Below are 12,453 nucleotides of genomic sequence, written 5' to 3'. Positions count from 1 at the left end.
GCGGTGTTGAGTTAGCGTTTTGCCGCTCGAGACATCGCACATGCCTTGCGAAACATTGAATTAGCCGGGTCGGCAAGCGCGTCGCGCTCTGGCCGGTATTGTTCAATATCAATGTAAGGCCGCTGTCCGCTAGCAAGCTCAGCTAATACTCTGCCATACCCCGCACTCATCGCTATCCCCGATCCATTGCAACCGGTACCAACGAAAACACCCGGCACTCGCTCAAGCGCTCTTATGGCGGCACTAGGCACAACCGGCTATACATTAATTGACCAATCAGTACTGACGAGACTATCAATCCACCCAGAGTTAAATGAGCCGAATTATATTCAATCAACCTTGTATATGTGGTGTCTCTCTGCCGCGTCTTCTACTGTGCTTTGCCTCTATTCACTAACTCTTAAGTCTGAGAGAAAGAATTGGCGAGACGTTATTGATTCAAAGAAACGAATGACCGGCGCAACTGCACTTATTATGACCCTCACGTACACGATGGTTTTGATCGCAATGCATGGTACTGAGAATGTTTCATATTTGGTGGCACTTCGCCAAACCAGCATCGTGATCGGAGTCATTCTTGGAGTAGTGTTGCTGAAGGAAACGTTTGGAAGGACTAAATTTGCAGGACTCAGCCTACTCATGGCCGGGATATGGACGATGATTCCAATCACCTAGCCCAAAAACATCTAAGATCTCGTAATTACGATGAAGTAAGCAAAATCAAACAGCTAGCCGACATTTGGCTAGCTGTTTGATTATCTAGCGGATAATCAAAGCTCGTGGATTTCTAAGCCGAGCTCTTTCAAGACAGATTCGTTCGCCGCATTTGAGACAACGGCTACACTCGCCACCTCAGATTTCAAATACTCTTGCGCTACACGCTTCAAGTCATCCATGGTGACAGAGAGAACATGCTCCCTAAAACGTGCTCGCTGCTCTTTCGTGCGACCAAACAACAAACTATGAAAATCCCCCTTCGCTTCACCAGCAGGTGAACGCGGCTTATCGATCTGAGAAATGACACCAAGAATGGCCTGCTCTAGTTGCTCATGGTCATGCTCAGTTTCAAGCAACCATGCGACGGAAGCATCAAAGTCATCTAGGGTTTCGGTCAAACGCGGGTCACGATATGAGAAGAATCGGAAGGATGCGCTTGCACTATCTTGACTCGCGCCTCCACCGTAAGCTCCGCCTTGCTCACGGATCGCACGGTGAAGATACCCATTGCGTAGAAAGCCACCCAAGACCGTTAGAGCAGGTGCATCAGAGTGCTCAACTGCTACGCTAGGAAAAGCCTTGGCGCAAAAGTTGACTTGAGTGTTGGTGATCCATGCTTCCCTCGCCTGTTCTCGTAAGGGAGGAAGCGAAAACTCAGATACATTCTCTGGCTCGCTCAATGATTCTTCGCCGATCAGGCTTTTCAATTCTTCCAGCGCGTCGGCCTCACCGACCACCAAATACTGGCGCGGCATCTGCGTGACTTTCTTATGTATACGACTTAGCTGGCTAGACAAATCTCTTAGAGCCTGCTCATCTTTTAAGCCATCATCTAGTGTCTTCAAGGCCTTAATGCCGGCCAAACCACCCAAACGGTAACTTAGGTTTGCAGATGGACTAAGCTTGCTTGAAGCCGCGCCCATTGCGAGACTATGACCACCGTTAACAACAGATTGCTCTCGACGTGCACGCATCTGCGCGACAACTTCACGAATGCGCTCTACTTCGTCGTAACGCACGTCGCGAATAAAATCATGAATCAATGACATGAGCTCGCTTGCATTCCTACGTAATGCCTTACCTGAATACACCAGCACCCCACTGACATTTTGTACGTCGTCGATATCTCCTTTTACCGAAGTAAAAGCGTGCACACCTCCCGTTGATGCCGACTGCTGATTTTGCAGTTCGAGATAACTCGCATCACCCACACCAAGCTCCGTCGTAACCGCAGTATAAATCGGCAATAAGGCTTGTTCCTCAGCGCTGAGCTCTGGCAATTCAAAAATGACTTGCGTATACACGAGACCATTCGTTCCCTGCTCGTAACCGGTAATCTTTATCTGCTCATCAGAACCTGACAGTGTCTTGCTCGTTGGCGAGTAAAGTTCAACGGGAACATCCTCAATACCAACCTTGGGAAGAATCGACTCATCGTCTTTGCTCTCCTGCCGCTTTTTTAGCTCTGCGGCTTTGGCAATGACTTCTTTAACACCTTCCTCACTTAAGGCCGCTTTTTTGTCCGCCAACTCATGAAGCATTAAATCATGACGAACCTTTTCGTAACCCTGATCGGGCTTTAGGATCAAGGTTACGCGATGCGCGTTGTCGAGAAGTAATTTCTGAACACGCTTCTGAATGTATTGAGGGTCTTTAATCTGCTCTCTTAGACGATCGAGCACGGGATCAAGATCAAGCAAAGCCACCGGATCGCCGCCATGCAGCATGGGCGATAGCCCGGCCAAAATAAGCTGTAGCCCATAAGGATATGAATCACCGGAAATCTCGCGCTGACTCAACTCCAACTGATGCAAAACCGCCTCTAGTCGCTCCTGCGCGACACCGTTCAGCGCAACGTCATCCAAAACAGATAGCACCAAGCGCTCAAGTTCAGCGACTTTATCGGGGTCACTACCCTCGATGCCACACGCGAAGAGCATTTCTTTGTTGGAATCTTCCAGGCCGCACATTGGCGATGGTGCATGCCCAAGATCCGTTTGCTCTAACGCTTTTTGTAAAGGCGCCGCGGAGTTTTCAAACAGAACATTGGATAACAGATGCGCCTCAAGGTTACTCTCCAGGTCAAAGCTGCGACCCAACAACCAAGACATCACAATATGCGTCTTGTGTTCTGTAGATTCACTTTCCTCAAGCGGATAGTTCTCAATCACCGTGATCGGCGCGCAGTAACGCTTTTCATCACTCACCACAGGCAGGTCATCAGATCGTTCAAAGCGACTTAATACGTTATCGTGAAACTTGGCCTGATGCTCCTCAGCAGGAATATCCCCGAAGGTCATGAAAACCGCGTTGCTTGGGTGATAATGCTTCTTGTAGAAAGCCTTGAGCTGCTCATAACTCAGATCCGTAATATGCTCCGGATCGCCGCCACTGTTGTAGTGGTAGGTTGATGTCGGAAACACATGGCGTGTTAGCATTTGCCACAACTGGCTTGTGGGCGAACTCATTGCCCCCTTCATTTCGTTGTAAACGACACCTTTATAAACCAGATCAGAATCAGCATTGTCGGGCTCTTGAAACTCTACCCGGTGACCCTCTTGTAGAAAGTCCATCTCATCAAGTCGAGAGAAGAACACCGCATCGAGGTACACCTCAAGCAAGTTATTGAAGTCTTTCTTGTTCTTACTCGCAAAGGGATAAGCTGTCCAATCACTGCTAGTAAACGCGTTCATAAAGGTATTCAGTGAGCGCCGAATCATCATAAAGAACGGATCGCGAACCGGATACTTTTCGCTTCCGCATAACGCTGTATGTTCTAAGATATGCGCCACGCCTGTATTGTCCGTTGGAACAGTCTTCAAGCCCACTAGGAAGACGTTTTCATCATTCTTCGAAGCGAAATGCAAATGTCGAGCGCCCGTTTGACGGTGCACAAACTCCTGCGCATCAACAGCTAGAGACTCAATACGTTGGGATTTAACTAGTTCAAACTGGGGGTGACTCATGTCAAAAATATACCTTGTGGAAAGCCGCACAACACCTTGAGGTGCCGACAGCGGAGCATGTCTTATCAACTTTAAAACAGTCACTTTGAGCTTCGTGCTCAACAGTTTCAAGTTAATACTCGCTAAGATGCTTTGGTTATAGTGACGAACTCGCTAAGTTCAAGTAGCCATGAGCCTGATTCGCTCAAAACACATGGTTTTGTGAACAAACAAGCAAAACTTCGGTCTTAGTAAGAAAAATCAATACTTTAGGTCTAGAATCTTTGTAATCACTTAATAATACTCGGCCTCAACAATTTACAGGTCGAGCTTGGCGGAGTGGAAGTTTTTAGCCCCGCCCTTATCGACTAAGCCGAACACAAACGTAGTCTCGTAATAATCGAGTGTGTATTCGCTATAACAGGAACAATTCATGGTCGACATAAGACCTTTAGCTTTCATTAACTTTCTAATGCTTCTCTTGCTTGCAAGCGCCGGTTTTGTCCAGCTGCAAGAAAATGCCGCTCAGAATACCGAGCAGAGTCTGGTTACCGATACAGCGGCTGACGCCACTCACTCTGACAGCGCCTCAACACCTGATCTCACAGTGAGTGACAACCCTTCGCAGCAAGAAACATTGAACCCTCAGCCTGAGCAAAAGCAGACTGAATCCGAGTCTCCGATCTTCGTAGACCAGCTTCCCGAAGGCCAGACGCCGTCAGTGGTTGATCGAGCAAGCAGCGAGCCATCAAAGCCAGAAATAAACAAGCCTCAGCCTGAGCAGGTAAAATCGACAGGCTCGCTGACGGTTCGATCCAATGTCTATGGCGACACGGTGTTGATTAATGGCAAACCATATGGCTCGAGTGCGTTAGAGGTTGAGCTAAATCCCGGCACATATGAAGTCGAGGTCACCAAAGGTGGCTTTCAGAATTGGCGGCAAAGCATTTATATCACACGCGGAAGCGAACAAACGATTGTTGCTGAACTACAAAAATTCACGACCGTTAATTACCGCAACGGTGTTTGGGAAAACGGTGTTCAAACAGGCGAAGGGAGATACCTAGACGGCGCTCGTATTGACTACCAAGGCTCCTTCGTAAATGGCCAGTTCCATGGTTATGGCTCTGCGCGATATGGCGACGGCTCTCGTTATCAAGGCGACTGGTTTGAAGGCGAGCGTAAAGGGAACGGCACTTTTGTTAACTCCACGGGAGACACCTATGTTGGGCAGTTTTCAAATGATGAGTTTAACGGTGATGGCACACTCACCAAAGCAAATGGCGACATCTACACAGGTTACTGGATTGGCGGTGAGCTAAATGGCCAAGGCTCGCTTACTACGCGCGACGGAATGCTTTATGTAGGCGGTTTTAGTGACAACTTATTTCATGGCAATGGCACTCTAACCTATCCAGATGGAGGCACCTATGAAGGCTCTTTTTCTAACGGTCTATTCCACGGAAAAGGTGTTGAAGTGTATGCCAATGGCAAGAAATATGAGGGCCAGTTTATCGAGGGCCTTTATCACGGCAAGGGCGAAATCTTAAACCCGAACGGCAGTAAGATCAGCGGCACATTTAAAGACGGCGAGCCCTTCGGCAAGGTGACACTCACGACAGCGGAGGGTGAAGTTTTTACAGCGCGCTCCTCAGAACCCGGCGTTTGTTACCGACCGAAAAGCTATCGCGCCACTGAGTGCCCAAAGCTCGATGGTTGGTAAGTTTTTTCGACCAAACAGCCAAAACGAAAGACATAATTTTGATAAGCGGGCATCAGGCCCAGCCAAGAAAAGAGGTTAAGCATGACAATCAAGAGCGCTTTAATCGTTGATGATTCCAAGGTCGCAAGATTTGCTCTTCGCAAATTGCTCGAGAAGATGGATTTAGACGTCACCATGGCGGGCTCAGGCGAAGAAGCGATTGAGACCGTGATCGATGGTAACGTGCCCGATGTTATCTTCATGGATCAGCTCATGCCTGGCATGAATGGTGTGGATGCAGCGAAGCAAATTAAAGCTATGCCCAGCGCTGAGCACGTTCCGGTCATCATGTGCACCTCAAAAAAATCGGATGAGTTTTCAGAAGAAGTCACCAAAAAGGGCATCTATGATGTGCTCACAAAACCGGCTGAGCCACATCGCGTATCAGAACTCATCAGTCAACTTGATGAAAGTATGGCAAATGCCGTTACAGCAGATCCGCAAGAAGAAACTCTCGGTGAAAGTGATCTGACGGACGAGCTCGCCTCCACCGCCTCACTCACGGAGTTGACGCTTGATGACGAACTTACCTTGGCCGATGAAGATTTGGGCATTGAAGCACCGTCATCTGATGAATCCGTCGAGCTAGAGTCTGAGAGTATTGAATTAGAGCTACCGGAAATCCAAGAGCCTTACGCAGGTGACGAGCCTTCAGCGGGTCAGGAGCCTTCAGCGGGTCAGGAGCCTTCAGCAGGTCAAGAGCCTTCAGCAGGTCAAGAACCTTCAGCGGATCAACAACCGTCAGCAGGTCAACAACCTTCAGCTGATCAAGAACCTTCAGCTAATCCAGATACCGCGCCCACTGAACCCACTCTCTCAGTCACACCTCCTGTCAGTCCCCGCCCTGCTCCTGCTCCCGTACCGGCAGCAGAGGTACCTCACGATGTGATCGCGGACGTCGCTCGATCAGCTGTTCGCACTAGTGTTAACAACCGCCTGCATGAATTGCTCGCAGGACTGTTTGATGACCAGCATGAACACTTCAAGCGCGTTGTAACAGACATTAGTATCGAGCAAAAAACGCTGCTCGAGCGCGTTATGGCAGAGCATGAGAAAAGCATCAAGGACAAAACCGATGCAATCAAAGATGAAATAGCAACCGAAGTCAGCCTATTCATCAGCACTCAGTTGAAAGAGCTCAAAACAGATCTTGTGAAGCAGATTGATACTCAGGCAGCGCTCACGCCAGACTTTGACGAGTTGAAAGAACAACTCCAGAGTGCGCAACAAATCGACACCGATTTCTGGCAAAAAATGCAGGCTGAAGCAATACAACAGGCCCATGACATGTCCCGCCAAACTGCGGAAGATGTTGCAGAACAAGCGATAGACTCCTTCCTCCGTCGACAAAAACGAGAAAGCACCAAGTTCTATGGCTACGCCATGGCGATCAGTATCGGTGTATTCGCAGCAGGCATTGCGGCAATAAGTGGTTTGTTCTAGTAGCTGAGTATTAGCTAGTCTTGCGCGAGTCGATTTTTGAGCCGCGCAAGATCTTCCTTCGTATCGATATCATCCAATTCCTCACCAAGACTCATAGCATGATGTGGCCTCGACGCAATAAAGCGCTTTGCTCCGTCCGTCGTCTGATCTACCGTTCTCAGATGCTCATACCACACATCAAACCGCCGCAACTCGTTGCTTGGAAAGTAAGCGGGCGTTCCGACGCTGCCATCATAAGCGGCGCATGAAATCTCATCTAAAGCTCCCCCTTTTAAGACAAGTCGCAACAAAGAGCTCGCTTGCAACAAAGGCTGATCAATCAAACAAACCACCACGCCGTTCAGCACAAGTCCCGCATTCAACGCATCATGTTGCGCAGCATCAAAACCCACTTTAAGCGATTCTGCCATGCCCCTCTGCCAATGTTCAGCATAGGTAACACGCGACCAATCCTCCATCAAAACATGCGGTAGCAGCTGATCATAGTGTGCCCCCAGCACAAGAACCTTACGCAAAGTAGGAGCGGAGGCTGACATCAATTCGCCGAGCTCCCGGTTTCTCTGCACTGCGTGATCGAGCAATGTTTTATCGCCAAGCAGGGCAAGTTGCTTCGGAGAACCAAATCGTCGAGCCTCACCAGCGGCAAGGACAATAACTGAAACCAAGTTTGAACCCACAATTGTTTACTTTTTGTTCTATTTTAATTGGTTTACCACTAGGTCTCTCGCCTAGGAGCATGTAAAATGCGCGACTCTTAAATCAGGCACTCATGATGAAAGCAGACAAACACCTATTCTCTTACCCGAAATACTGGGCCGAATGCTATGGTATCGCGCCTTTTTTACCGATGTCACGTCAGGAAATGGACGAACTCGGGTGGGATAGCTGTGATGTTATTATTGTTTGCGGCGATGCTTACGTTGACCATCCCAGTTTTGGTATGGCGGTCATTGGTCGATTACTCGAATCCCAAGGATTTCGCGTAGGTATCATTGCCCAACCGGATTGGACCTCCAAAGACGCTTTCCAGGCGCTTGGCAAACCCAATCTATTTTTCGCAGTATCCGCAGGCAACATGGACTCAATGATCAACCGCTACACGGCAGATCTAAAAATCCGACATGATGATGCGTATACACCAGACAATGTTGGCGGCAAGCGTCCCGACCGCGCAGTAACTGTCTATAGCCAGCGCTGCCGCGAAGCGTTTAAAGGTGTGCCTGTCGTTATTGGCGGTATAGAGGCCAGTTTACGTCGTCTTGCGCATTTCGATTATTGGTCAAACAAAGTTCGTCGCTCTGTACTTCTTGATTCAAAAGCCGACATACTTCTTTATGGTAACGCGGAGCGCGCAGTGGCTGAAATTGCACATCGCATCTCCCGCGGCGAGTCACCAAAAGAGATGACCAATATTCGCGGCACAGCCATCGTAGTAAATGAATTACCCGAAGACTGGTTGGAAAAAGACTCGACCCGTCTAGATAAGCCCGGAAAGGTCGATCGAATTCCAAGCCCGTATATCGATACCACTGAAAACGGCAAAGGTGGCGATTGCGCTAACAGTGCAAACGATGGTTCTGGCGAAGTGGATGAAGACACGCACGTTCTTCGCTTCTGGCCTGTCGGTGGCAAAGCAAAAGAATATATAAAGCTGCCCGCATTTGAAAAAGTCACCAAAGACCCGGTTATGTATGCGCATGCGTCACGAGTGATTCATATCGAAACAAACCCTGCAAATGCACACACGCTTGTTCAAAAGCATGGCGACCGCTACATCTGGATGAATCCTCCACCAATTCCTTTAGAGACTGAAGAGCTCGACATGGTGTTCGAGCAAAATTTCCAGCGTGTACCACACCCAAGCTATGGCGATGCCCGCATCCCGGCCTATGAGATGATTCGTTTCTCAGTCAACATCATGCGTGGCTGTTTTGGTGGCTGTTCTTTCTGTTCGATCACAGAACATGAAGGGCGCGTGATTCAGAGCCGATCAGAGGACTCCGTGATTCGTGAGATCGAAGCGATCCGCGACAAAACACCTGGTTTTACAGGTATTATCTCGGACCTTGGCGGGCCGACTGCCAACATGTATCACTTAAACTGCAAGTCTGATGAGATTCATGCGAAGTGCCATCGATTATCCTGCGTTTATCCGACCATTTGTAAAAACCTCAAGACCGATCATTCTGCAACAACCAGCCTGTATCGTCGTGCCCGAGCATTGACCGGCGTTAAAAGGATATTTGTGGCCTCTGGTTTGCGCTACGACCTTGCCGTGGAAGATCCGGAATACGTGAAGGAGCTCGTCACACATCACGTTGGGGGCTACCTGAAAATCGCGCCCGAACATACCGAGAATGGCCCTCTCTCTAAGATGATGAAGCCTGGTATGGGCACCTATGATCGCTTTAAAGAAATGTTCGACCGGTTTTCCAAAGAAGCAGGGAAAGAGCAGTTCCTTATCCCCTATTTTATTGCGGCGCACCCGGGAACGCGGGATGAGGATATGTTAAACCTCGCTCTTTGGCTAAAGGGCAATGGATTTAGGGCGGATCAGGTTCAAAACTTTTACCCGTCACCAATGGCGAGTGCAACGGCGATGTACCATACAGAGAAAGACCCGCTGCATCGCGTTGACTACAAGAGTGAAAAGATGCCTGTGCCTAAAGGCGCGATTCAGCGCCGTTTGCACAAAGCATTCTTGCGCTATCACGACCCCAACAACTGGCCTCTTCTCCGGGAAGCACTGAACAACATGGGTAAGGCGCATCTCATTGGTTATGGCAAGAAACACCTAATACCGCCAACCCAGCCAAAGAGCGAAACGCGTAACAGTAAAATGAAAAAAAGCAGCGCTACCTCAAAAATGCGTAAGGGCCGCTTTCATACCCAACATACCGGTTTGCCGCCGAGAAAACACAAATAGTCAAAGCTAGTTTAGAGGGGTTAGATTTCTAGCCCCCCCCTAATTTGTAATCACTAAGACCAATCTCTATAATCCGCGCGCCCTTACCTAACAATCCGGCAACAGCCGATTCACAGGTAATCAAACGCTAACTCATGTCACTACGGACCTACTATGTTTGAAATTTCTGCAAGCCGACAACTGAGCGTCAAAAACGATTTGCTATCAGGTTTAACCGTTGCACTCGCTTTAGTACCTGAAGCCGTCGCCTTTGCATTTGTCGCAGGTGTAGAACCGCTAGTCGGCCTTTATGCTGCATTTATGGTCGGTCTAATTACATCATTGATTGGTGGCCGCCCCGGCATGATCTCTGGCGCGACAGGTGCTCTTGCTGTCGTGATGGTGTCATTGGTCGCAGCACACGGCGTTGAATATCTGTTCGCCACCGTAGTCCTTATGGGAATTCTGCAAATAGCCGCAGGTATATTGAAGTTAGGCAAGTTTATCCGAATGGTGCCACACCCGGTTATGCTCGGCTTTGTAAATGGCTTGGCCATCGTCATTTTTCTTGCTCAATTAGGGCAATTTGGACAGTCAGAAGCAGAACAAGGCTGGCTTGCAGGAACAGGCCTTGAAGGTAGTATCATTGATATCGCCTGGTTAGAAGGCTCTGCTCTATACAGCATGCTAGGTTTGGTCGCATTAACGATGGCCATCATTCACTTTCTGCCAAAACTCACTAAGGCCATTCCATCATCACTCGCGGCGATTATTGTCGTCACTCTGATCGTGATTTTCGGCAATATCGATACACGCGTTGTAGGCGATGTGGCATCGATTGCGGGCGGCCTTCCAAGCTTCTCAATCCCTTCCGTTCCCTTTACTTGGGAAACGTTCACCATCATCTTTCCATACGCATTGGTGCTTGCAACCATTGGTCTCATCGAGTCGTTATTAACGCTAAGCCTGATTGATGAAATCACCCAAACGCACGGCAAAGGCAATCAAGAGTGTGTTGGTCAGGGCGTTGCAAATACCGTGACGGGCTTCTTTGGCGGCATGGGTGGTTGTGCCATGATTGGTCAAAGCATGATTAACGTAAACTCTGGTGGACGCGGACGTCTCTCCGGACTATCTGCAGCTCTGTTTTTGCTTTGCTTTATATTGTTTACATCCAGCCTAATCGAGCAGATTCCTGTCGCCGCACTTGTCGGAGTCATGTTTATCGTTGTTATTGGTACTTTCGAGTGGTCGAGCTTTCGCATATTGGGCAAGGTACCAAAAGCCGATGCGTTCGTACTCGTACTTGTATCTGGTGTCACGGTTATCACTGATCTAGCGGTTGCCGTGGTGGTCGGTGTCATCGTGTCTGCTTTGGTGTTTGCATGGCAACATGCGAAACACATCTTAGTGATCAGAAAGGAAACGACCGATGGCAGCACGCTATATGAAGTAGATGGAGCGCTGTTTTTTGGTTCGACGTCGAGCTTTCTTGAACAGTTTAACGTTCAAGAAGACAACAATGACATCATCGTTGATTTTGCGCGATCCCGCGTAGCAGATCATAGCGGTTTAGAGGCGATCGATACGCTCGCAGAACGCTACCTCAATGCGGGCAAAACATTACACTTAAAACACCTTAGCCCAGAGTGTCGCCTACTTTTAGAAAAAGCGGGTAACCTTGTCGAAGTAAATGTAATCGAAGATCCGACGTACCATGTTGCCTCAGACAAGCTTGACTGAGGTCTAAAAATTCAACGGTATTTGCACCATCTTTGCGCGACACGTTTTCTATCAGTGCGCGCAAACTTCATTGCAGTTTTTTTACACTCAAGCTCGAAACAAAGCGCCAGGTTCAAAATTCGACAAACACGCGGCACACCTCTAGTATTTACCTAGCACCGTAGCTATGTGACATTGGACAGTCAGCTATGATTCATATAGTCAGGTACGCTTGATGCTTATCAACAACAAACGGCACTGCCGCCGTTAAACTGTGACTTTACCTTTTACGCAACATCATCCCGGAGCCCGCGAGACAATGAGCAAAACAAACAAATTAGGTATCGATAAAGTAGTAGACCGTATCAATAAAGAATTTGAAGCGACGTCGAAGCAATTCGATAAAATGGTCAGCGAAGCGTTCAAACAAATCGACACGCTACAAGCCCAAGTTCATGAACCGATGAAAAAACTTATGGAAGATATCCAGAAGGTGAGCGATCGAGAAATGAACCGAGCTCAGAAAGAGCTAGACAAGCGCATCAAAGAATTCAACAAGCTGCAAGACCAACTCATGAAAAAGCTTGGTGTTGAGAAGAAAAAAGCAGAGAAAACCATCTCAAAGGCAAAGTCGTCTGCCAAGAGCACTGCGAAGTCTGTCAGTAAGAAACCTGTTGCAAAGAAAGCCACGGCTAAAGCGACCGCTGCTAAAAAGACGGTTGCTTCAAAAGCGAAAGCTGCCACCAAGACGGTTAAAAAAGAAGTAAAAAAGGTGGAAAAAGAGATTAAGAAGGACGTTAAAAAAGTTCAAACGGCGGCAAAAGCCAACCTTTCAAAACTTCCTGGGGTTGGTCCAGCAACCGCTAAGAAGCTTGAAGCTGCGGGCATTACCAGTTTTGAACAAATTGCGAATCCAAGTGCCGCTGATCGCAAAAAGCTGGAACAGTTCTCAAGCACAA

General features: G+C 48.4%; 9 protein-coding genes. 6 read left to right on the top strand and 3 right to left on the bottom strand.

The features are described from left to right. Positions 1-11 precede the first annotated feature (11 nt). Positions 12-218, bottom strand: coding sequence for an FAD-binding oxidoreductase (locus tag A3750_RS06290; protein ID WP_068455810.1), 207 nt, complete (start codon positions 216-218; stop codon positions 12-14). A 16-nt stretch (positions 219-234) separates the two neighbouring features. On the opposite strand from A3750_RS06290, the gene A3750_RS06285 reads away from it, so the two are divergent. After that, entirely contained in the window at positions 235-675 is a 441-nt protein-coding gene (locus tag A3750_RS06285) for an EamA family transporter (RefSeq protein WP_068455807.1), read from the top strand. A gap of 95 nt (positions 676-770) precedes the next feature. Here A3750_RS06285 and A3750_RS06280 read toward each other — a convergent pair whose 3' ends face one another. After that, the gene (locus A3750_RS06280) at positions 771-3,683 is read right to left on the bottom strand and encodes an insulinase family protein (protein ID WP_068451805.1); all 2,913 of its coding nucleotides are present in this window, start codon (positions 3,681-3,683) and stop codon (positions 771-773) included. Between the two features lie 412 nt (positions 3,684-4,095). Between A3750_RS06280 and A3750_RS06275 the strand changes: the two genes are divergently transcribed. Both A3750_RS06275 and A3750_RS06270 read left to right on the top strand, forming a co-directional pair. Continuing rightward, complete coding sequence (locus A3750_RS06275; protein ID WP_068548100.1) at positions 4,096-5,385, top strand: PEGA domain-containing protein; 1,290 nt, start codon at positions 4,096-4,098, stop codon at positions 5,383-5,385. An 81-nt stretch (positions 5,386-5,466) separates the two neighbouring features. Continuing rightward, positions 5,467-6,867, top strand: a complete 1,401-nt coding sequence (locus A3750_RS06270) for a response regulator (RefSeq protein WP_068548099.1) — start codon at positions 5,467-5,469, stop codon at positions 6,865-6,867. A gap of 14 nt (positions 6,868-6,881) precedes the next feature. On the opposite strand, the gene A3750_RS06265 is transcribed toward A3750_RS06270, so the two are convergent. Next, positions 6,882-7,544 carry an NTP transferase domain-containing protein gene (locus A3750_RS06265; RefSeq protein WP_068451799.1) on the bottom strand — a complete coding sequence of 221 codons (663 nt, stop codon included), beginning with the start codon at positions 7,542-7,544 and terminating at the stop codon, positions 6,882-6,884. A gap of 92 nt (positions 7,545-7,636) precedes the next feature. Between A3750_RS06265 and A3750_RS06260 the strand changes: the two genes are divergently transcribed. The 3 genes from A3750_RS06260 to A3750_RS06250 form a co-directional block, all read left to right on the top strand. After that, entirely contained in the window at positions 7,637-9,793 is a 2,157-nt protein-coding gene (locus A3750_RS06260; protein ID WP_231871743.1) for a YgiQ family radical SAM protein, read from the top strand. A gap of 153 nt (positions 9,794-9,946) precedes the next feature. Beyond that, positions 9,947-11,515 (top strand): SulP family inorganic anion transporter, encoded by a 1,569-nt coding sequence (locus tag A3750_RS06255; RefSeq protein ID WP_068458663.1) that lies wholly within the window; start codon positions 9,947-9,949, stop codon positions 11,513-11,515. Between the two features lie 298 nt (positions 11,516-11,813). Next, positions 11,814-12,453: helix-hairpin-helix domain-containing protein (locus A3750_RS06250; protein ID WP_068548098.1), on the top strand; the 640-nt coding region annotated here is incomplete at its 3' end.

This window comes from Oleiphilus sp. HI0079 (assembly GCF_001635105.1).
The sequence above is the reverse complement of the archived record's forward strand: the minus strand, read 5'-3'. Positions and strand labels throughout refer to the sequence as shown.

Bases quoted from the DNA above. Each gene is read 5' to 3' on its own strand.
- A3750_RS06285 (WP_068455807.1), top strand. From the start codon at position 235: ATGGCGGCACTAGGCACAACCGGCTATACATTAATTGACCAATCAGTA.
- A3750_RS06280 (WP_068451805.1), bottom strand. From the start codon at position 3,683: ATGAGTCACCCCCAGTTTGAACTAGTTAAATCCCAACGTATTGAGTCT.
- A3750_RS06275 (WP_068548100.1), top strand. From the start codon at position 4,096: ATGGTCGACATAAGACCTTTAGCTTTCATTAACTTTCTAATGCTTCTC.
- A3750_RS06270 (WP_068548099.1), top strand. From the start codon at position 5,467: ATGACAATCAAGAGCGCTTTAATCGTTGATGATTCCAAGGTCGCAAGA.
- A3750_RS06260 (WP_231871743.1), top strand. From the start codon at position 7,637: ATGATGAAAGCAGACAAACACCTATTCTCTTACCCGAAATACTGGGCC.
- A3750_RS06255 (WP_068458663.1), top strand. From the start codon at position 9,947: ATGTTTGAAATTTCTGCAAGCCGACAACTGAGCGTCAAAAACGATTTG.